Origin of the sequence: Agromyces mariniharenae (assembly GCF_008122505.1) — a bacterium.
In the GTDB taxonomy this organism is placed as follows: Bacteria; Actinomycetota; Actinomycetes; order Actinomycetales; family Microbacteriaceae; genus Agromyces; species Agromyces mariniharenae.
On the sequence record NZ_VSSB01000002.1, the window covers coordinates 451,392 to 472,583 of the forward strand.

The window sequence follows — 21,192 nt, forward strand, 5'->3', positions numbered from 1 at the left end:
ACGGCCCGCGTGGCCGTCGCGTCGTCGCGTCGGCCGTCGCGTCGTCCCGCCCGCCCAATAGGCTGGCTGCATGAAGATCGCGCGCTTCTCCCACGGCGACACCATCGCCTTCGGCATCGTCGACGAGGAGGAGGACGAGCTCGTCGTGCTGAAGGCCGACCCGATGTTCGCGGGCTACGAGCCGACGGGCGCGCGAGTGCCGCTCGCCGAGGCGCGCCTGCTCGCGCCGGTCATCCCGCGGTCGAAGGTCGTCGCGGTGGGCAAGAACTACCGCGAGCACGCCGAGGAGATGGGCGGCGAGGCGCCGGCCGAGCCGCTCTTGTTCCTGAAGCCGAACACGTCGGTCATCGGCCCCGGCGACGCCATCGTGCTGCCCAGGCAGAGCGAGCAGGTCGAGCACGAAGGCGAGCTCGCGGTGGTCATCGGCCGCATCGCCAAGAACATCGCCGACGCGGATGCCGCGGGCGTCATCTTCGGGTACACGATCGCGAACGACGTGACCGCGCGCGACCTGCAGCGCCGCGACGGGCAGTGGACCCGCGCGAAGGGCTTCGACACGTTCTGCCCGCTCGGGCCCGTCATCGACACCGAGCTCGACCTCGACGGGGGCACCATCGAGACCATCGTCGACGGCGAGCGGCGCCAGCACGGCCGCCTGGCCGACATGGTGCACTCGATCCCGGCGATCGTCGCCTACGCGTCGAGCGTCTTCACGCTGCTGCCCGGCGACGTCATCCTCACCGGCACGCCCGCTGGCGTCGGCCCGCTCGTCGACGGCGACACCGTCGAGGTCACGGTGTCGGGACTCGGCACGCTTTCGAACCCGGTGCGCGCAGCGGGCTGATCGGCCCCCGGGGCATCCGCCGTCGGGGCTCAGCGGCTCAGCGGCCGATCGCGCGCGCGGCGAGGTCGACGTCCTCGTCGTCGTTCCACAGGTGGAACGCCACGCGGGCGCGACCGGCACGTCCCGAGGCGGTGATGCCGGCCGCGGTGAGCGCCCGCAGCGACGTGCCGTCGGCGTCGGGCCAGGCGACGATCGCGCTGTTCGACGGGTCGAGTCCGATGCGGTCGCGGAACGCGTTCGCGAGGCCCACGGCGTGGTCGCGCACCTCGTCCGCGTCGAGCGACGCGGCGAGGCCGAGCGCGGCCTCCGCGCCCATCCACGCGTGCCAGGCGGGGGAGACGTCGAAGCGGCTCGCATCCTCGGCGAGGTGCAGGTCGGGTCCGTAGCACGAGGCCCACGGATCGGTCCCCGACCACCAGCCGGCGTCGATCGGCACGAACTCGGCGAGTGCGCGGTCCGAGAAGGCGGCGAAGGCGGCACCGCGGGGCGCGCACAGCCACTTGTAGGAGTGGCAGACCAGCAGGTCGGCCTCGACGTCGGTGGTCGGCATCCACCCGGTCGCCTGGGTCGTGTCGACGAGCACGCGCGCGCCGACGGCGCGGGCGGCCTCGGCGACGGATGCCGCGTCGGTGACCGCGCCCGTCGCGGACTGCACGAGCGAGTACGCCACCAGCCAGGTGCTCGGCCCGATCTCGTCGGCGAGCGCGTCGATGGGCACATGCCGCACGCGGAGGTCGCCGCGCACGAGGAACGGCCCGACGAGCGACGAGAAGTCGCCCTCGATGCAGACGATCTCCGCACCCGCGGGCGCGGCCGCTGCGGCGAGCGCGACGAAAGGGGAGACCTGCGATCCCGTTGCGATCCGCGTCGCGTCGACGCCGAGGAGCGTCGCGGCGTGCGCCCGCGACCGTTCGACCGCCGCGGTGTACTCCAGCGAGTCCGCGGTGCCGGCGGCCCAGCGCTCGAGGTCGCGGCGCACCGCCTCGACCGTGACGTCGGCGGGCAGGCCGAGCGTGCACGCGGCGAGGTAGCCTCGGCCTGCGGCGAATCGGTCGCGGACAGCGGCGAGTCGGTTCTGCACGGTGGGGGTCATGTCCCCAGTCTCCGCCTGCGGCATCCATTCGACAACGGCAGGTATGTGATCACACCCATGCCGTGACGTTATGCTTCTGGGCATGTCGGACGCGTCCATCGACGGCCTCGCCGCGGCCCTCGACCTCCAGACGGTGCGTGTCGTGCGCCAGGTCGCCGAGCACGGCTCGCTGACCGCCGCCGCCGACGCGCTCGGCTACAGCCAGCCCGCGGTGAGCCAGCAGCTGCGCCGCTTCGAGGAGCGCACGGGCATCGCGCTCGTCGAACGCGTGGGTCGCGGCATCCGGCTCACGCAGTCGGGCCGCGTGCTCGCCCGTCACGCCAACGCCGTCGCGACTGCGCTCGAGGCGGCGGCCGGCGAGCTCGCCGAGATCCGCGGGCTGCGGGCCGGGCGTGTGCGGCTCGTCGCCTTCCCGTCGGCGTCGGCGTCGCTAGTGCCGCGGCTCATCGCGGCGCTCGGCGCGGCGCATCCGGGCGTGGCCGTGACGTACGTCGAGGCCGAGCCGCCCGAGGCCGTGGCCGCCGTGCGCGCCGACCGCGCCGACCTCGCGATCACCTTCAGCTACCCCGGCGACCGCGACGACCCGCACCGCGCGAGCGCGCGCGGCCTCGACGTGCGCGCGTTCGGCGAGGAGCCCATCCGGCTCGTGCTGCCCGAGGGGCATCCGGCCGCGGCATCCGACGTCGTCGACCTGGCCGCGCTGCGCGACGACCCGTGGATCGCCGGGTGCCCGCGCTGCCGCGGGCACCTGCTCGAGCTGGCGGATGCCGCGGGGTTCACGCCGCGCATCGCGTTCGAGACCGACAACTTCGTCGCCGTCGAGGGCATGGTCGCGCAGGGGCTCGGCGTGGCGCTGCTGCCGGCGCTCGCGCTCGCGGCCTCGCCGCGGCATCCCGAGGTCGTGACCCGGCCGACGGCGCGGGCCGACGTGCGGTCGCTCCATCTCGTCACCGCGCGGGGTGCCGAGCGCGTGCCCGCCGTCGCGGCCGCGATCGCGGCGCTCGAGTCGCTCGCCGCCTGACACGACGGCCATCCGGCGGCCCCCCGGAGAACGCGGCGGCGACGCGGCGCTCGATAGCATGGACGGGTATGTCCGAGACAGCCCACCCCACCACATCCGCCACCGGTTCCGACATCCGCGTGCGCTTCTGCCCCTCGCCCACGGGCACGCCCCACGTCGGCCTCGTGCGCACCGCCCTCTTCAACTGGGCGTTCGCCCGGCACACCGGCGGCACCTTCGTGTTCCGCATCGAGGACACGGATGCCGCGCGCGACAGCGAGGAGAGCTACGAGCAGATCCTCGACGCGCTCACCTGGCTCGGACTGGACTGGGACGAGGGCATCGGCATCGGCGGCCCGCACGAGCCCTACCGCCAGTCCCGGCGGCTCGACATCTATGCCGACGTCGTCGAGCAGCTCAAGGCGTCGGGTCACGTGTACGAGAGCTACTCGACCGCCGACGAGATCGACGCCCGCAACGAGGCGGCCGGTCGGCCCAAGCAGTTCGGCTACGACAACTTCGACCGCGACCTCACCGACGAGCAGCGCGCCGCGTTCCGCGCCGAGGGTCGCACGCCCGCGCTGCGCCTGCGCGTGCCCGACGTCGACCTCGGGTTCGACGACCTGGTGCGCGGCCGCATCGACTTCGCCGCGGGATCGACGACTGACTTCGTGGTCGTGCGCCCGAACGGCGCCCCGCTCTACACTCTCGTGAACCCGGTCGACGACGCGCTCATGGGCATCACGCACGTGCTGCGAGGCGAGGACCTGCTGAGCTCGACGCCGCGGCAGATCGCGCTGTACCACGCGCTCATCGACATCGGCGTGACGACGTTCGTTCCGCGCTTCGGCCACCTGCCCTACGTGATGGGCGAGGGCAACAAGAAGCTCTCGAAGCGCGACCCCGAGTCGAACCTGTTCCACCATCGCGACCGCGGCTTCATCCCCGAGGGCCTGGTCAACTACCTCGCCCTCCTCGGCTGGGGCTTCTCGGCCGACCGCGACGTGTTCAGCCGCGAGGAGCTCGTGGCCGCGTTCGACGTCGTGAACGTCAACCCGAACCCGGCGCGCTTCGACCTGAAGAAGGCCGAGGCCATCAACGGCGACCACATCCGGCTGCTCGAGCCGGGCGAGTTCGCCGCCCGCACGGTGCCGTACCTGCAGGCCGCCGGCGCCGTCGAGACGCCGATCTCTGCTGCGCAGGAGGCCGTGCTCGTCGAGGCGGCGCCGCTCGTGCAGGAGCGCATCGGCCTGCTCGGCGAGGCGCCGGGCATGCTGGGCTTCCTGTTCACGGATGCCGCGGGCCTCTCGTACGACGTCGACGCCCTCGCCGGGCTCCCCGCCGACGCGCGCGCGGTGCTCGCCGCGGCGCGCGACGCCCTCGACCGCCTGCCCGCCGACGCGTGGACGCACGACCAGATCGAGGAGGCGCTGCGCGGCGCTCTCGTCGACGGCCTCGGCCTCAAGCCGCGGGTCGCGTTCGGCCCGGTGCGCACCGCGATCTCGGGTCGCCGTGTCTCGCCGCCGTTGTTCGAGTCGATGCAGATCCTCGGCAAGATCGACTCGATCGACCGGATCGACCGGCTCGCAGCGGAGCTCAGCCCGGCGGAGTAGCCGCGGCGCGTGCCGGTCGCTCCGACTCGGCGGTGGTCGTCGTCGCCTGCGCTCAGGCCGCCTTGCGCTTCTGCTGCACCATGACGCCGCCGTTCGCCGCGGTCACCACGTCGAAGAGGCCGGTCGCCCGGATGAGGTCGGAGAGCTTCGCGTAACCCCAGTTGCGCGAGTCGAAGTCCGGCTGCTGCTTGCGGAGCAGCGAGCCGACGGCGGCGAGGTTCGCGCGGCCGTCCTCGCCGGCCGCGCTGCCGACGCTCGCGCGCAGCACGGAGACCAGTCGACCGTCAGTGCGCAGCTTGGTGGTGGGCACCTGGGCACGAACCGGTGCGCTCTCGACGACGCCGTCGGCGACCGGCGTCTCGATCACCTCGAGGTACGTGAACCGATCGCACGCGTTTCGGAACGACTCGGGCGTCTTGCGCTCGCCGAACCCGTAGACGGTGATGCCCTGCTCGCGGATACGCGCCGCGAGGCGAGTGAAGTCGCTGTCGGACGACACGATGCAGAAGCTCTGGAATCGTGCGGTGTAGAGCAGGTCCATCGCGTCGATGATCAGCGCACTGTCGGTCGCGTTCTTGCCCGTGGTGTTGTCGAACTGCTGGATCGGCTGGATGACGTGCGCTCGCGGCATCCTTCCAGCTGCGGATGTTCGGCTTCGTCCAGTCGCCGTACACGCGCTTCACGGAGGCCACGCCATAGCGGGAGACCTCGGCGAGCACGGCGTCGATTCGAGCTGGCGAGACATTGTCGGCGTCGATGAGCACGGCGAGCAGGTCGTTGGCGTCGGGCATGGGCACAGCATGGCAGGTCATGAGGACGAGGGGGAGCGCGGTGGCTCGGCGAGGCTCGCTCAGTTTGGTCGGGGTGCGGTGCGTAGGCTAGAGTTGCGTGTCGGCCCGAGCTTCGGCTGAGGGCCATTGGGGTATGGTGTAATTGGCAACACGGCTGATTCTGGTTCAGTTGTTCTTGGTTCGAGTCCAGGTACCCCAGCAGTGAAAAACCCCCGGTCGTCCGGGGGTTTTCTCATGTTCTCAACGCCCGCTCACGCTTCGTATGGTGACAATGCCAAGACGGTCATGCACCAATTCGTCACGATCTATCGCAAACTCGGGGTGTCCGCGGGCGGTCTCTGCTACGGCCGGGGCCCAGGAGCACGGGCTCGCGGCAGAGCGTTGACGTGATTGCTCCTCTCGCTAGCCGTGTCGGTCAGAACGAAGCCGTGCGGACGCAGTAGATGTCGTCAGCACCCGCGCCTCCGACGTAGTTCTCCTCGATGAATGTAAGGTTGCTCGCGCAGGTGGGTACGCCGCCGTATTGGTCCATCCAACCGCTTTGGATGGTTTGCAGCTGGGCGCCGGTGTAACCGCGGCCCGCGGGGAAGTCACAGCGCCACTCGGCGTCCTTGCCGTTCGGAGTCAGACCCTTCCCGAAGAAGTTCCCGGCGGCCCTCAAGCAGTCGACGTTGGCCCCGGACCACTGCGTGGTGGCCATCGATGAGCCGGCGTAGCCGATCCAGGCGTCGCCGTAGTAGTTGTTGTCCCCGAGGCTGCAGGCGCCCGCGGACGGGCACAACACGTTGACGAAACCGAAGTTTCCGTCACCGCAGGCGGTCGTCTGGAAGTCGGCAGGGGCCTGCATGATGTATGCCGTGCCGGGCGACTTGAGGTTGGTGCCGAGCGAGATGACAGGCCCCCCGTCCGTAGCGGCCAGCTGGAACGACCGATACGACGAGTTCCTGACGAAGTAATAGGTGTAGATGGCAAGGCCCGAGCCGCCGTCCTTCGAGGTGAAGACCACCCTGGTGCCGTCGGGAAGGCCCACCCCGTTGAAGGTGTTGGGGGCGATGTTCCGCTGCACCATGAAGCTCACGCCGACGTCTGTCGTGAAGTTCACCGGAACCTCGCCGCCGGTCGAAAGCTGGAAGGTGTGCTGGGTGGCGTTGATGACGGTGTAGACCGTCGAGTTCGACAGCCCGTTGCCTCCGGACCGTTGCAGGAACTGGACCTGGCTGCCGCCCACCAAGCCGTGGTTGAATGCGGAGATCTCGTCTGTGAAGAAGTCCCCCGTCACCTCGAAGGACGTGGGAGCCGTAGCCACTCCGCTCACGGACCTCAAGCTCCCTGTGATGGTGCCCGCGAGAGGGCCGTCGCCCACACAGTCACTGATTTGCAGAGGGGCCTGCTCGATGCTCCTCAACTTGGTCGCATCGCTGATCTGGAGCTGCGAGCTCGCATCGAACGTCCACGCCAGAATCGGCGGCGCAGGCGCTCCCGGCGTTTCCGGGGGATTCATGAACAGGTTGCCCTCGATCTTGACCCCGTCGAAGTCGTAGCCGTTGGTCGTGAGGATCACCGACCCGTTCTGCTCAACGATCACGTCGGTCAGAGCCTGCGGCGGGGCGGTGTAGAAGTTGCTCGGTGGCCGGATCTCCACTGGCTCGACGGTGATCGAGTTGGTGCTGGACAGCGTGGTCCACGGCTTGGTCGCGGACCCGCGCTGGGCGAGGCCGAAGGTCCACACGTCGTCGTACGCCACGTTGGGATCCGCGAAGCCGTACCAGTCGATGCGGGGGCGGTACTCGACCGTGAAGCCCTGACCCGTATCGCAGTCGTAGCTCACCTCGAAGCCGGCAGCGCTGACGCCGACGAGCTGAGCACCCTTGCACGTAGAACCCGTGAGGCTGACGTATCCGGAGCGTGCGGAGTCGACCGTCTGTGGCTGTTCACCGTCGCCGAAACCCAGCGGGATCAGCTGCTGACTGCGCGGGTGCATCTGCGGAGGGGGCATCTTCACCAACGCGAAACCTTTGCTCTTCGCCTGGGCGGTGACTCGGATGGGCAGCCTCTCCGCCCTACTCTCACCGACGATGGGGCCGGGGATGTCCGTCGTGCTGATGGAGCTCGTCAGCACCTCGGGCTTGGGCTTCGGCGCCGCCTGGGCGGGCACAACCGCAACCAACGCGGTCACGACCGCGGCGACGAGGACTCCCGCCCCTGCGCGCGAGACACGGGTGCTCCCAGACAGGCCCGAGGGGTTGCTGCGGCTTGACGTTCGGATGGCCATAGTCGCAATGTAGGCAGGTACGTTGCGGAGCACATCGGGCATTTGCCCGGGGTCACTCTCACGTGAGGGCACGCCTGAAACGCCGGACAGAGGTCTGCTTCTCAGCGCATCTGGTTCCAGTCCCTCATTGCCGGAGCCGCCGGGTCGGTCAAGCGTCCGTCAGCAGTCCTCCTCGGTAGGCGTACGCCGTTGCCTCAGCGCGACCGCGCACCGCGAGTTTTCGGTAGATGGACACCGAGTGGTGCATGACGGTCTTGACCGAGAGGCCCAACCGAGTGGCGATCTGCTTGTTGGAGTCCCCTTCGGCCAGCAGCCGGAGGACGTCGTGCTCTCGAGGTGTCAGTATCGGCGCACCCGATGTCCTCTTCGATTCCCGCTGGGCGGCCTGAGAACGAAGCCAGTTCATCGCTTCCTGGCCGGCCTCCTCAGTGGAGAGGAACTGCCCGGCGCCGACGAGCTCGAACGCGATCGCTCCCAGTCGATCGACGACTGTCTTCTGGGCGATGTCGAGAGCTTCCCGGTGGCGCGGCGCCATCGCTCGCAGCACGCGTTCGCGATCTGCGCGCACGGCGCCCAGCATCCGTGCCGCGAACCGGAACTCACCGAGGCCGGCCGCGATCAACACCGTCTGCACCAACGAGATCTCCGATTCCAACGACCATCCACGCTTCGTGCACTGCGCAAGCCGCTCTGCGCACCAGCCGGCTGCCCCGTGGTAGTTCTGCGCATCGATCTCCACGCTCGTGAGCGTGGCGAGGACGAAGCCCTCCTGGATGACATCGCTGCGTGCCCGTGCGAGTGCCAGCGCGTCCTCGAGGGGTGGAAGAGGGAGGTCATCAGGCAATGACCCATGTGGAAGCGTATAGAGGACGACTGCCGATCCGACCAGGGTGTACGAGTCGTGCAGCCTCGACCCGCGTTCGAGCGCGCCGACAGCGATGGAGACTGCGGTCGACACATCCCCCACGGCATGCGCGGCGCCTGCCAGCCACACGGCGAATCGTGCGGCCCAAACAGGGCTCGGCAGAGACTCCGCTTCTTGCGCTCCCTCCGTAGCGAGTCGCATCGCCAGAGGCAGATCACCTGTCACGACATTCGACATCATGCCGAAGAACTTCGTCTGCAAGGAGGTCAACGGCCACCTGTCGGCGTCGACCAGGTCGGCGGCTGCCCGAAATCTGTCTCCGACCGTCGCGGCGAGACCGCTTCCGTCCGGCGACATGGCCAACAGGTAGGAACTCCAGAGGAACACCCGGGCTCGGGTCTCCTGGTCCAGGCCGCCGAGATCGCGGGAGGCGATGACCCGGTCGAGAAGCTCGCTGATGACGGCTCCTTCCGCGAATCCGTGGAGTACTTCGGCGCAGTCGACCAACCATGATGCGACGCCCGATGCGCCATCATCCATGAGTCGTCTCGCCTCGTGTGCGAGATCCCGTCGCATCACCTGAGCGGGGGTCACATCGGCGATCGACCCTGCCGACCGCGTCGCCGAAGCCGCCTGAGCGAGCAGATCTGCCAGCACCGTTCGGCGTTGGCGATCGTCGTCCTCCCGCAGGATCGACACCTCTTGCACGTATGCGCGCACGATGGGAAGCAGGCCGAAGACCCGCTCGCCCCCGAGGCTCGTCTGTGGCTCAACCAGGCGGAGGTCGACCAGTCTCTCGAGATCGTCCAGTGTCTCGAAGGCGGGTCGGCCGTTGAGCGAGACTGCAGCCTCGAACGGGAAGGAACCAGTGAAGCCCGACAGCAGCTCGAGCAGCCGACGCTCGCGCGAGGAGAGGTCTCCACACGTGGAGGCGAGCGCCTCGCGGATCCCCGAGTGGATGGTGTGGATCGGGGCTGTGAGCAGGTCGAGGCCGCGGCCGGCGCCGCCATCGCGCAGCTCACGCACGAGTCCTGCGGGGGACACGACCTGGAGCCGCGCCGCAGCGAGTTCGATAGCGAGGGGCAGGCCCCCCACGAGTCGGCAGACCTCCGCGACATCGCGCGCATTGGCATCGGTCAGCTGGAACCGGGGGTCGGTACGACCGGCTCGATCCAGGAACAGTCCGACGCTCGGGTTCTGGGACAGTTCGTCGAGGGAGGCTCGTTCATCCGGCACCTCGAGGGGGTGCAGATGGATGAGCGCGATGGACTCCTCGGGTGGTCGATGCCGCGCCACCAGGAGCGTGAGGCCCGGGCAGCGACGCAAGAGGTCCTGGGCGAGGTCGGGCTCGAGCGCGAGCTCGTCGGTGTGGTCGAGCGCGAGGACGACACGTTGCCGGCCGACCCGAGCGGCGATCGCGTCGACTCCGTCTGCCACGGGAGAGTCCACCCTCCGGGCGAGTCCCAGTCGCCGAGCCGCCTCGTCGAGCAGTGTAGAACCGGCGGGTGCCCCGGCGAGGTCGACATCCCACACCTCCATGCCCGGCGGCGGAGAGCCGGCGAGCTGTGAGACCAGTGCGGACTTTCCCACTCCCGCCCGGCCCACCACTCCGATGTATCTGGTGCCCTCCCTCAGCAGGCGTGTCAGCTCCGCCCACTCGGCTTGTCTCCCCAGTAGCGTCATGCGTCCTCGCATTTCGCCGCACGGCCCCGTTGCCGTGGCGGTCGCCCGCGGGTTCCCATCACGACGTACCGCAGAGCACCCGATGTCTCTCAGAGTAGGGCAAGTGCGCTCTGGCCGCCCCTTGCCCCCCGCCGTGGCTCGCCCACGACACTGGACTTGACCGGACCCTCGGGCTGACGCCAGGACTCGGCCCCTGGCTCGGCGATCGAATGAATCTACTTGGGATGACGCCGTCCTCGCATCTCGGCGTAGGCTCCGGTGCATGGCGAGGCAGATCATCGCGACCGGCGACGCGCCGAGTTCTCCGCTGTTCAGTCAGGGCGTTCGAATCGGATCGACCATCTTCGTGTCGGGGATGGCGGGAGTCGATCCGGCAACCGGCGAGCCGGCGGGGACATCGATCGAGGAGCAGACTCGGCAGGCCCTGCGCAACTGCGAGAGCGTCCTCGAGGCAGCGGGGTGTTCGCTGGACGACGTGGGGTTCGTCACCGTGTTGCTGGCGCACCCGGCCGACTTCGCCGGGATGAATGCGGCGTATGCGTCGGTGTTCAGTGACCGCCCTCCTGCCCGCGCCGTGACGAGGCTGGGGCCCGAGCTGCCCGGCATCCTGGTCTCGATCGCGATGACGGCGCAGACCGTGGAGTGAGTGTGGCAGCGGCGGGTCGAGCGTTCTTCGGTCAGGGGTCTGACTCGGCTCGTCAGATCGGTCCGCCGGCATTGGGGCCGTCCATGTCACGGGTGCGAGCCGTCTCCCTGCGAGCGTCATGCACGCCCTGGTCGACGTCTCCGCCCATCCGGCGATCGAGGGCGCTGCCCCGACCGAACCGCTTCCAGAGCACGACCGCGACGATGGCCAGCACGATCACCCCGCCGACCACGATCCAGCTCACCGGGTCCATCGCGTCCTCCGATCGACTCGCCGCAAGGCCGCGGCTCCTGCGCCGGATGCTACGCCCGACCACGCTCGGCGGCGACGACTACACGGACGGGCGGCCCCGGGGCATCCACCCCGAAACGAGGGACCCGGGATCGGCGAATCACGTGCCGGACTCGACGACGCGGCGGATGCCCGGAGGCACCCGCCGCGTCGCCGCAGCGTCAGCTGTCGAAGCGGTTCTTGAACGCGTCGGCGCTCTTGCCCGCGTCGTGCGACTTGCCGGGCACGCGCACGCCGTTCACGGTCGAGGAGTCCGTGGCGAGCGTGATCACGGCAGCCGCGAGGGCGTCGGCGTTCACGTCGAGCGCGTGCACGTTGATGTTGCCGACCAGCTCGTAGTCCGCGCGCAACTGGTTGTACAGCGCCACGTTCTGGCCGTCGCCCCTCAGGTTGTCGCAGAACGCGTGATAGCACGGGTCATAGGCCGCCCCGGGCACGCCCCCGTAGAGGGCGGCCTCGTCAGCCGTCTTGACACCTTCCGCGCCGGTGAACAGGCCGCCCGCCGGGATGCCCACCGCGATGAACGGACCGTAGTCGCTGCGGCCCGAGAACTCGGTGTCCTGGTAGGGCTCGCCTCGGCTGTCGTAGAACGCCTCGAACACGTCCTCGATCTCCGCGGAGCCCGGGGGGATGAACCCCGGAGCCGCGGTGCCGCTCGAGTTGTCGCCGTCGTAGATCCCGAACATGTAGTTGGGCGACGCGATCATGTCGAAGTTGAGGTAGAGCGCGATCTGGGCGATCTCGTCGTCGGTGAGCTCACCGACGTAATGCTCCGACCCAAGCAGGCCCTCCTCCTCGGCACCCCACCAGGCGAACCGGACGGCGCTGTTGGTCTTGACCTTCTTCATCTGGATCGCCGTCTCGAGCAGCGCGGCGCTGCCCGAGCCGTTGTCGTTGATCCCGGCGCCATCCTGCACGCTGTCGAGGTGCGCGCCCGCCATGACGGTGTTGGCGCTGTTCCCGGACGTCGTCTCCGCGATCACGTTGTAGGCCTCGCGAGTCTCCGCGGTGAAGTCGACCTTCACGGTGACGGTCGCACCCGGCGTCGCGGCGAGGTTCTCGCCGGCCGCCGACGTGACGAACACCGCGGGGACCGTGAGTCCGGTCGCGTCGCCGATCATGTTGATGAGCCCGGTGCGCCCGGGTTGGCCCTCGTTCATGATGATGACGCCGGCCGCGCCCGCCGCCTGCGCATTCAGCGCCTTGACGGCGAAGCCGCACGTCCCGCGCTGCATCAGGGCGATGCCGCCGACCGGGAACCCGATGAAGTCGGATGCCTCGCAGCCGCTGGTGTTGCTGTTCGCCGGGAGCCCCGCGGCGGGGACGACCAGGCCCACCGGGACGAGCACGCCCGTGGCGGTTCCCTCTGGCGTGCCGGAGTCGAAGGTGTTCCGGAGGAAGTCGATGCCGTTGACGAACGTCCTCGGCTGGGGCGTCACGCGGATGAGCTCGCTGTTCTCCTCGAAGTAGGGGAACTCGAACTCCTGCACCTCGGGCGCGTACCCGGCGGCCTCGAGCTCCTCGACGACGTAGTCGACGGACGCGGCATAGCCGTCGCGGCCGGCCGCTCGGTCGCCGCCATTGGCGTCGGCGATGTCCTGCAGGGCCTCGAGGTGATCGAGCACGCCCTCGGCGGTGACGGCGTTCGTCAGTTTCTTGACCGTGTTGTTGTTCGGTGCTGCGTACGCAGGACTCGCGGCCACCGCCACCGCCGCGAGTGCGGCGATCGTGGCAACGCTCCAGATGCGTCTGTTCGGGATCGGCATGTCGCCCTCTCCGCCGGCGCGCCTTCGAGCCGGCTGTCCGTCATCGCATGCTGGCACACCATCGCGGACGCGGTCGACCCCCAGTTCCGGGATCCGGTGTCCGCCCGACCCCGCGCCGCGGCGACGATCGTCGAGACGAGCGCGGCGAGGCATCCACCCAAAAGCGAGGGACCCCGACCCGGAGAAATTGATCGGAGTCCCTCGTTCCCTTTGGGTGTCGGGCTCGTGGGCGCGTCGATGACTGAGGATGCCTCGACAAACGCGGTGCTCCCATCGTAGGGGTGCGGGAGCGGGGGACACTGCCCCCAGAACTGGGCGACGCCGGGGGTGGACGCGCACGACTGCCGCGCGATATGGGGGACCGAGGAGCTCTGGCGGGCCCCCGTCGGCACGCGTACGCTCCGTCCCAGGGGGATGCCGACCCGCGCAGGTCGAGCGCGGGAGGCCCACGTCGTGCAGGGAGAGGGAGACATGTGCCGCTGGCTCGCATACACGGGAGAACCGCTTCAGCCGTCGACGTTGATCCTCGACGCGCAGCAGTCGCTCGTCAAGCAGTCGCTGAACTCGCAGCTCGGTGCCGAGACCGTGAACGGCGACGGATTCGGACTCGGGTGGTATCCGGCCAACGAGGCCGCAGGGGGCATCCCGGCGCTGTTCCACAGCACCGAGCCCGCGTGGAACGACGAGAACCTGCGTGAGCTCGCGCACGCCATCGAGAGCCCGCTGTTCTTCAGCCACGTCCGCGCGGCGGCCGGGCCGCCGATCCAGCAGACGAACTGCCACCCGTTCCGGTACCAGAACTGGATGTTCATGCACAACGGGTTCCTCGGCGACTTCCTCACGATGAAGCGCGACCTCGTCCTCGCGGTCGACCCGTCCCTGTATCCCGACATCAAGGGGACGACCGACTCCGAGGTCGTGTTCCACCTCGCGCTCACCTACGGGCTCATGGACGACCCGATCGAGGCGATGCGCCAGGCCGTCCGCAAGGTCGAGTCGGTGGGCCATGGGCTGGGGGTCAGGTTCCCCATGCAGGGCACGATCGCGATCTCCGACGGCGCGACGATCTGGACGTTCCGGTACTCGTCGCAAGGTCGCTCGCGCTCGCTCTTCCACTCGGTCGAGATCGACACGCTGCGGGAGATGTACCCCGAGGTCGAGCGCCTGAACCTCTTCGGCCGCCGTGCCCGCGTCGTGGTGTCCGAGCCGCTCAACGACCTCCCCGGCGCGTTCCTCGAGGTGCCCGAGTCGACCGTCGCGATCCTCCACGAGAGCGGCTACCAGTACGAGCCCTTCCTCGAGGCCGCGTAGGGCGGATGCCGCGACCGGTCGCCTCGCTCAACGGCAGGTGGCCGCGAGCCCGATGAGCTCCGCCGACGGGCGGCCGTAGATGCTCTCCCCGTTGCCCGGACCGTCGTAGCCCATGCCGATCGCCCACGCCGTGGCCCACGCCTCGCTCTCCCCGCGCGTGCTCGGCGCGAACAGCGCCCGGCACTTGCTCGACATGGCGTGGCCGACCTCGTGCACCACGACGGCGCGGGGGATGGCCGACGTCGCCCAGTCGCGCGCGATCGAGTCCGACAGCGAGATCGTGGCCTGCGGCGCCACGTCGTCCGGCACCGTGGCCCAGCCTCCGTACGAGCCGCCCCCACCGTAGCCGTTCACGACAGGCGCCCAGTCGAACTCCAGGAGGACGCCACCGGCGAGCGACCGCGCGAACGCCTCGACGTCCTGCCGCTGCCCGTCGAGGCCGCCGGACCGCTCCTGCAGCTCGGCCGCGCTCGAGGCGGCGAGCACGGCGGCGGCCGCGACGTACGACTCGACCTGTACCGCGCTCTCGGCGTCCCACCGGCCGACGCGCGTCGCCATGGCGTCGGCGGCCGCGCGGAACGCGAGGAGGTCGGCGTTGCGTGCCGACGGATTGGCGGCCTCGAGCGATGTGCGCGAGGCCGCGATCTCGGCGACGAGTTCGTCGCCGGCGGACTCCACCCGATCGGTGGCCTCGCGGAGGTCGCCCGCGTCCGCCTCGAGCGCGTCGGCGCGCTCGTCCAGCTCGCGCGACGCGACGTCGAGGGCCGCGCCGGCCTCGTCGAGGGCCGGCGGCCATGCCGAGTCGTCGGATGCCGCGGGCGCGACCGGTTCGACGGATGCCCCGGGCTCGTCCAGTCCGTCGAGCTCTTCGGCCGCGCGCTCGAGCGGATCCGCGACCGCGACGTCGACGGCCGGTGCGAGGTCGATCGCGGTGTAGCGCGCGGCGAGCCGGACCGCTTCGTCTGCGTCGCGCCGGGCCGAGGCCGCCTCCTCCGCCGCGTCCTCGTAGGCCGCACGTGCCTCGTCGTAGCCCGTCGCGGCCTCCGCGTACCGTGCCCGAGCGTCCGCCGACCACCACCCGAGTCCCGACAGCACGGCGGCCCCCACCGTCATGATCGCCAGGCCCGCGGCGAACCGGCGGAGCCTCCGGCCGCGTCGCCCGCGCGGGGCGGGCGCACCGCCCTCATCGGGGGAAACGCGGTCGTCGGTGTCCACGCAGCCATTCAACGCGGCGGGCCGCCACGCCACAACGCCGCGTGACACGGCCGCGGATGTCGCGTCGGGTGCTGGACACCGGGCCGATGCTGAGGTTCCATGGTGAGGGAGCGCCGTCGACGACCGCCCGAACCGGTCGACGCATCGGCGTTCCTCGACCCCCGGGGGTGAGTGCATGGTCGTTCGGAACAAGCGGGCGCGCGACTTCGCGGAGACGCGAACGCCGCTCGGCGTCATCGGCGGCTTCCTCGGGCTCATCGCCGCGAGCGCCGCGGCGGCCACGCTCGTCGTGGTCGGGGTGACGCCGGCGATCGCGACCGTCGGAATGGCGGCATCCAGCACCATCGGCGTGTTCGAGAACCTCCCCGGCTACCTGCAGATCGGCGAGCTCTCGCAGAAGAGCAACATCTACGCGACCCGCTCCGACGGCTCGACGGTGCTGCTCGCATCGTTCTACGACCAGAACCGCATCGAGGTCGGCTGGGACCAGGTCAGCCAGTACGTGAAGGATGCCGCGATCGCCGGCGAGGACCCGCGGTTCTACGAGCACGGCGGCGTCGACCTGCAGGGCACGATCCGAGCCGCCGTGACGACCGCGACGGGGCGCGAGACGCAGGGCGGGTCGTCGATCGCGCAGCAGTACGTCAAGAACGTGCGCGTCCAGGAGTGCGAGCGGATGGCGGACGTCACCGCGTTCGAGGACCTCAGCGAGGAGGAGCGGCTCGCGCTGACCGGCGACCAGCGACACGCGCTCGTCGAGGAGGAGCGCCTGGGCTGCTACGACAAGGTGACCGAGACCTCGATCGACCGCAAGCTCAAGGAGATGCGCCTCGCGATCGGCGTCGAGAAGCGCTACACGAAGAACGAGATCCTGCTCGGCTACCTCAACATCGCCGGCTTCGGCGGCACCGTCTACGGCATCGAGGCGGCCGCGAACTACTACTACAGCACCACCGCCGCCGGCCTCACGCTCGCCCAGGCCGCCTCGCTCATGGCCATCGTCAACAACCCGGTGAAGTTCCAGCTCGACCGGCCCGACAGCGAGACGAACGGCGTGGCGAACGGTTATGCCGAGAACACCGCGCGCCGCAACTACATCCTCACGAGCATGCTCGAGGAGCGGAAGATCACGCAGGCCGAGTTCGACGAGGCGATCGCGACGCCGGTGACCCCGGCGATCACCGAACCGAGCACCGGATGCCAGACCGCGGGCGGCAGCGCCTACTTCTGCGACTACGTGAAGAACATCCTGCAGAACGACCCGGTCTTCGGCGCGGAGGACGAGACGCGCATGATGAACTTCCGCCGCGGCGGGTACGACGTGTACACGACGATCGACCTCGACCTCCAGAACGCCGCCGAGACGGCGATCGCCCAGAACGTGCCGCAGACCTACCCCGGTTGGGACGTCGGCGCCGTGATCTCGAGCGTGCAGGTCGGCACCGGTCGCGTGCTCGCCATGGCCCAGAACCGCACCTACAGCCAGGACCCGGCCGTGCTCGCATCGGGCCCGCAGTTCACGAGCATCAACTACAACACCGACTTCGACTACGGCGGATCACGCGGCTTCCAGCCCGGGTCGTCCTACAAGGTGTTCACGCTCGCCGAGTGGCTGAAGACGGGCCACGCGCTCTCGGAGCGCGTCGACTCGCGGCCGAAGGCCAACTGGGGCGTCTTCCAGGACAGCTGCGAGGGGCCGCACTTCGCGGGCGACTGGAACCCCCGCAACGACGCGGGCGAGTCGGGCGGCAACTACAGCGCGCTCGAGTCGACCATCGGATCCATCAACACCGGGTTCATCGGCATGGCGAAGCGGCTCGATCTCTGCGGCATCCGCAAGACGGCCGAGGCCTTCGGCATGCACCGCGCCGACGGCGATCCGCTCGTGCAGGGCCCGTCGTCGGTCATCGGCACGAACGAGGTTGCGCCGCTGAGCATGGCCGTGGCCTTCGCGGGCATCGCGAACAACGGTGTCTCGTGCACTCCGATCGCGATCGACCGCATCACCGACCGTGACGGCAAGGAGGTGCCGGTTCCGCAGTCGACGTGCTCCCAGGCCGTGACACCCGAGGTCGCCGCGGCCATGCACACGGCGCTCGGCCGGGTCATGACCGGCGGCACCGCGACGGCATCGAACTCGGCCACGAATCCGCGCGTTCCGCTCATCGGCAAGACCGGCACCACCGACGGCGCGAAGGACACCTGGATGGTGGGCGCCAGCACGAAGGTCGCGATCGCGGCCGCGGTGGTCAGCGTCAACGGCGACGCGAACCAGCGCGGGATCTCGTTCGACAGCGGCTCCGCCGCGACCGCCCGGCACCGCATGTGGCCGATGGTGATGTCGGTCGCGGCCGCGAAGTACGGCGGCGACGGGTTCAGCGAGGGCGGCCTCGGGCCGGTGGCTCCCGGCGCCCCGGATTCCGCGCCGGCGGACGTCCCGGCCGACGGCGGTGACGGCGGGCAGCCCGACGGCGGCGGGGACGACGGCCCCGGCAACAACGGCAACGGGAACGGCAACGGGAACGGCGGCCGCGGTCCGGGCTAGCCGCTCCGCGGTCCGGGCTGGCCGCTCCGCGGCGGGTCGGACGGGCGGCGCTTGTACGCTGGTCGCGGCCTCCAGAGGGCCGATCAGGAGGATCCATGCCCATCGCCGCCGAGACCGCCAGCGCCGTCGCGGACCTGTTCGAACGACGCGTCCGCGAGGAACGCGCGCCGGGCTCGGCCTGGGCCGTGTTCGACCGCGACGGCGTCGTCGCGGCTGGCGGGACCGGCGCAGCCCGACTCGGCGACGCATCCACGGGTGTCGCGCCACTGGGCGACCCGCGGCCGAGCGGCGCGGCATCCGATGCCGTCGCGTCCGACGCGGACACGCTCTTCCGGGTCGCGTCGTGCACGAAGAGCTTCACCGCCGCCGCACTGCTGCTGCTCCGCGACCGCGATGCCCTCGACCTCGACGCGCCGGTGCGCTCGTTCGTGCCCGAGTTCGAGCCCGAGGTTCCCGGCGGGATCGCCGCGCCGGTCAGCGTGCGCATGCTCATGACCATGTCGGGCGGGCTCCCGACCGACGACCCGTGGGCGGATCGCGAGGAGTCGATGACGCGCGACGCGTTCCGACGCACGCTCGCCGGCGGCATCCGCTGCGCCACCGTGCCCGGGACGACGTTCGAGTACTCCAACCTCGGATACGCCCTGCTGGGTCAGGTCATCGAGGCGGCGAGCGGCGTCGGCTACGTGGAGTTCGTCGAGCGCGAGCTCATCGCGCCGCTCGGCATCGACGCGCGGTTCGAGGCGCCCCCGGGCGAGACGCCCGCGGCGGCGATCGGGTACCGGCCCGGGCCCGACGGCTGGGTCGCGCTGCCGTTCACCGGCCCCGGCGTGTTCTCGGCGATCGGCGGCGTGTTCGCGTCGGCGCGCAGCCTCGCCGCCTGGGCGGGCTGGCTCGCGTCGGCCTGGCGCGGCGACGAGTCGGGACCGCTGTCCGCTGCGAGCCGCCGCGAGCTGCAGCAGCTGCACCGCGTGGCTCCGCCGCGCACGCCCGCGCCCGACGATCCGGGGCCCGCGCCGCCCGTGCACGGGTACGGCTACGGGCTCGTGGTCGAGCACGACGCGCGGTTCGGCGCGGTGGTGTCGCATTCGGGCGGATACCCCGGGTTCAGCGCGCACATGCGGTGGCACGCGGCATCCGGGCTCGGGGTCGTCGCCCTCGAGAACGCGACCTACGCCAAGGTCTCGCGCGGAGCGGAGGCGGCGCTCGAGCGCATGCTGCTGGACGCCGACGCCGTCGCGCCGGTGCGCCCGGCACCCGAGCCGTGGGCCGAGACGCTCCGCACGGCGCAGGGACTCAGCCTCCTGGCCGTCGAGTGGTCGGATGCCGCGGCCGACGCCCTGCTCGCGACGAACGCAGCACTCGACGTGCCGTACGCCGAGCGCAGGGCCGCGATCGAGTCGGCGTGGGCCGCGGTCGGAGGGCCCGTGGCGGAGGATGCCGGACTCGAGGACGTCACCTGCGACTCGCCCGACCACCTCGTCTGGTTCCTGCGCGGCGCCGCCGGCCGCCTGCGCCTCGAGACGCGGATGACGCCGCTCGTGGGCGGGCGGGCCCAGACGTTCGCCGTCGCCGCCGAGGGTGCCGACCCGCGCGGGTGAACAGCGTTGCGGCGTCGCAGCGCACGTGGGGCGTCCACGCGCCCGAAGCGCGTCAGAGGTCGATCGTGTCGCCCGGCTCGAGCGGCAGGTACTCGCCGCCGCCCTGCTCGGCGGCCCAGCCCAGGCGGGCGTTCGACAGCGCCTTGCCGGCCGTCGAGAGCAGCATCTCGTGCGTCGGGAACGCGCGTCTCGGCGCGACCTGCATGACGTAGTCCATCGCCTCGCTGATCTTCATCCACGGTGCGCCGGCTGGGGCGGCGAGCACCTGCACGTCGACGCCCTCGGGCACCGCGAAGGAGTCGCCGGCGTAGTACAACGCGTCGTCGACAAGCACGCCGAGGTTGTCGATGATCGGGATCGAGCGGTGGATCTCCGCGTGCTTCCCGCCGAAGAAGCGCAACCGGAACGGGCCGACCTCCACCTCGTCGCCGGCCCGCACGGTCTCGATCGGGAAGGCGGATGCCGCGGCGGCCACACCCGCCGGGCCGAACATGCGCACGTCGGGATTCGCATCGCGGATGCGCTTCAGCTGCTCGGGCGTCCAGTGGTCGTCGTGCTCGTGCGTGATCACGACGGCGACGGCGCCGGCCGACTCGGTGATCGGCGTCGTGAACTTGCCCGGGTCGACGTAGAGCTTGTCGCCTGAGTCCTCGAGGACCAAAGCAGCGTGCTCCAGCTTCGTGAGTCGCATGGGTCGAGCCAACACCGCACGCCGATCGGCGCGCAAGCCCGCCGCCTGCCAGAATCGCTCCATGACTGCAGCCCCTCGGCGCCTCCTCGTCGCCGTGAATCCGGCCGCCTCGTTCGGCCGCAACCGCACGGTGGGGCCGGCGGTCGTCGAGCGGCTGGTGCACGCCGGCTACGAGGTCTCGATGCTGCGGGAGGCGAACTTCGAGCTGCTGCGTCGTGAGACGGAGTCGGCCTTCGAGCAGGGCACCGACGCGCTCGTCGTGGTCGGCGGCGACGGCATGGTGTCGCTCGGCGTGAACCTCGTCGCCCAGACCGGCGTGCCGCTCGGCATCGTCGCGGCGGGCACCGGCAACGACCTCGCGCGCGGGCTGGGGCTGCCGTACGACGATCCCGCGGCGGCGACCGATGCGCTTCTCGCCGCGCTCGAGCGGCCGACGCGCACGATCGACGCCGGCGTCATCCGGCACGGGGAGCTCCGCACGTGGTTCGCCTGCGTCGTCTCGACCGGGTTCGACGCGGTCGTCAACGAGCGGGCGAATCGGATGACGCGGCCGCGCGGTCCGAGCCGGTACACGCTGGCGCTGCTGGGCGAGCTGGCCACCTTCCGTCCGCGCACGTACGCGATCACGATCGACGGCGCGCGCCGCGAGCAGAAGGCCATGCTCGTGTCGGTCGCGAACAACTCCTCGCTCGGCGGGGGCATGCGCATCGTGCCGCACGCCGAGCTCGCCGACGGGCTGCTCGACGTGTTCATCGTGCATCCGCTCTCGCGGGCGGCTCTCCTGGCGGTCTTCCCGAAGGTGTTCCGGGGCGAGCACACCGACCATCCGGCGGTCGAGTTCGTGCAGGGGAGCCGCATCACCATCGAGGCCGACGACATCGTCGCGTACGCCGACGGCGAGCGGATCGGACCGCTCCCGATCGACGTCGAGGTGGTGCCCGGAGCGCTGTCGGTGTTCGCCTGAA

The 21,192-nt window shown here is 70.5% G+C and carries 16 protein-coding genes, 1 tRNA gene and 1 pseudogene; 9 read left to right on the top strand and 9 right to left on the bottom strand.

Going from position 1 to position 21,192, the window contains the following annotated elements; all coding sequences use genetic code 11:
• The first annotated feature begins 70 nt into the window (after positions 1–70).
• On the top strand, positions 71–844 hold the full coding sequence (locus tag FYC51_RS15415; RefSeq protein ID WP_148734673.1) for a fumarylacetoacetate hydrolase family protein: 774 nt from the start codon (positions 71–73) through the stop codon (positions 842–844).
• A 37-nt stretch (positions 845–881) separates the two neighbouring features.
• Here FYC51_RS15415 and FYC51_RS15420 read toward each other — a convergent pair whose 3' ends face one another.
• Positions 882–1,937 (bottom strand): aminotransferase class V-fold PLP-dependent enzyme, encoded by a 1,056-nt coding sequence (locus FYC51_RS15420; protein WP_148734674.1) that lies wholly within the window; start codon positions 1,935–1,937, stop codon positions 882–884.
• An 82-nt stretch (positions 1,938–2,019) separates the two neighbouring features.
• Between FYC51_RS15420 and FYC51_RS15425 the strand changes: the two genes are divergently transcribed.
• Both FYC51_RS15425 and gltX read left to right on the top strand, forming a co-directional pair.
• Positions 2,020–2,958, top strand: a complete 939-nt coding sequence (locus FYC51_RS15425; protein WP_148734675.1) for a LysR family transcriptional regulator — start codon at positions 2,020–2,022, stop codon at positions 2,956–2,958.
• Between the two features lie 68 nt (positions 2,959–3,026).
• Positions 3,027–4,550 carry a glutamate--tRNA ligase gene (gene gltX, locus FYC51_RS15430; protein ID WP_148734676.1) on the top strand — a complete coding sequence of 508 codons (1,524 nt, stop codon included), beginning with the start codon at positions 3,027–3,029 and terminating at the stop codon, positions 4,548–4,550.
• 52 nt (positions 4,551–4,602) lie between these two features.
• Here the strand turns inward: gltX and FYC51_RS19910 are convergent, their stop codons facing one another.
• Both FYC51_RS19910 and FYC51_RS19915 read right to left on the bottom strand, forming a co-directional pair.
• Complete coding sequence (locus FYC51_RS19910) at positions 4,603–4,917, bottom strand: OST-HTH/LOTUS domain-containing protein (RefSeq protein WP_420797261.1); 315 nt, start codon at positions 4,915–4,917, stop codon at positions 4,603–4,605.
• 60 nt (positions 4,918–4,977) lie between these two features.
• Positions 4,978–5,362 (bottom strand): annotated as a pseudogene (locus FYC51_RS19915) (NYN domain-containing protein); the annotation flags it as partial.
• Positions 5,363–5,468: 106 nt separating this feature from the next.
• Between FYC51_RS19915 and FYC51_RS15440 the strand changes: the two are divergent.
• Positions 5,469–5,540 (top strand) — tRNA-Gln (locus FYC51_RS15440).
• Positions 5,541–5,756: 216 nt separating this feature from the next.
• Here the strand turns inward: FYC51_RS15440 and FYC51_RS15445 are convergent.
• Both FYC51_RS15445 and FYC51_RS15450 read right to left on the bottom strand, forming a co-directional pair.
• Complete coding sequence (locus tag FYC51_RS15445) at positions 5,757–7,613, bottom strand: hypothetical protein (RefSeq protein WP_148734677.1); 1,857 nt, start codon at positions 7,611–7,613, stop codon at positions 5,757–5,759.
• 148 nt (positions 7,614–7,761) lie between these two features.
• On the bottom strand, positions 7,762–9,915 hold the full coding sequence (locus FYC51_RS15450) for a LuxR C-terminal-related transcriptional regulator (protein ID WP_187432692.1): 2,154 nt from the start codon (positions 9,913–9,915) through the stop codon (positions 7,762–7,764).
• Positions 9,916–10,423: 508 nt separating this feature from the next.
• On the opposite strand from FYC51_RS15450, the gene FYC51_RS15455 reads away from it, so the two are divergent.
• Entirely contained in the window at positions 10,424–10,807 is a 384-nt protein-coding gene (locus tag FYC51_RS15455) for a RidA family protein (RefSeq protein WP_148734679.1), read from the top strand.
• 52 nt (positions 10,808–10,859) lie between these two features.
• Here the strand turns inward: FYC51_RS15455 and FYC51_RS15460 are convergent, their stop codons facing one another.
• On the bottom strand, positions 10,860–11,060 hold the full coding sequence (locus FYC51_RS15460; RefSeq protein ID WP_148734680.1) for a hypothetical protein: 201 nt from the start codon (positions 11,058–11,060) through the stop codon (positions 10,860–10,862).
• Positions 11,061–11,259: 199 nt separating this feature from the next.
• Positions 11,260–12,864, bottom strand: a complete 1,605-nt coding sequence (locus tag FYC51_RS15465; RefSeq protein WP_148734681.1) for a M28 family peptidase — start codon at positions 12,862–12,864, stop codon at positions 11,260–11,262.
• Positions 12,865–13,317: 453 nt separating this feature from the next.
• Between FYC51_RS15465 and FYC51_RS15470 the strand changes: the two genes are divergently transcribed.
• Positions 13,318–14,175, top strand: a complete 858-nt coding sequence (locus tag FYC51_RS15470; RefSeq protein WP_420797253.1) for a class II glutamine amidotransferase — start codon at positions 13,318–13,320, stop codon at positions 14,173–14,175.
• 27 nt (positions 14,176–14,202) lie between these two features.
• Here FYC51_RS15470 and FYC51_RS15475 read toward each other — a convergent pair whose 3' ends face one another.
• Positions 14,203–15,390: a hypothetical protein gene (locus FYC51_RS15475; RefSeq protein WP_148734682.1), complete on the bottom strand. Its 1,188-nt coding sequence runs from the start codon at positions 15,388–15,390 to the stop codon at positions 14,203–14,205.
• A gap of 175 nt (positions 15,391–15,565) precedes the next feature.
• Here FYC51_RS15475 and FYC51_RS15480 point away from each other — a divergent pair, with 175 nt between their 5' ends.
• Entirely contained in the window at positions 15,566–17,935 is a 2,370-nt protein-coding gene (locus tag FYC51_RS15480; protein ID WP_148734683.1) for a transglycosylase domain-containing protein, read from the top strand.
• A 95-nt stretch (positions 17,936–18,030) separates the two neighbouring features.
• Positions 18,031–19,536 carry a serine hydrolase domain-containing protein gene (locus FYC51_RS15485; RefSeq protein WP_148734684.1) on the top strand — a complete coding sequence of 502 codons (1,506 nt, stop codon included), beginning with the start codon at positions 18,031–18,033 and terminating at the stop codon, positions 19,534–19,536.
• Between the two features lie 52 nt (positions 19,537–19,588).
• Here the strand turns inward: FYC51_RS15485 and FYC51_RS15490 are convergent, their stop codons facing one another.
• Positions 19,589–20,227, bottom strand: coding sequence for an MBL fold metallo-hydrolase (locus tag FYC51_RS15490; protein ID WP_148734685.1), 639 nt, complete (start codon positions 20,225–20,227; stop codon positions 19,589–19,591).
• A gap of 61 nt (positions 20,228–20,288) precedes the next feature.
• On the opposite strand from FYC51_RS15490, the gene FYC51_RS15495 reads away from it, so the two are divergent.
• Positions 20,289–21,191, top strand: coding sequence for a diacylglycerol/lipid kinase family protein (locus FYC51_RS15495; RefSeq protein WP_148734686.1), 903 nt, complete (start codon positions 20,289–20,291; stop codon positions 21,189–21,191).
• Position 21,192: the final 1 nt, after the last annotated feature.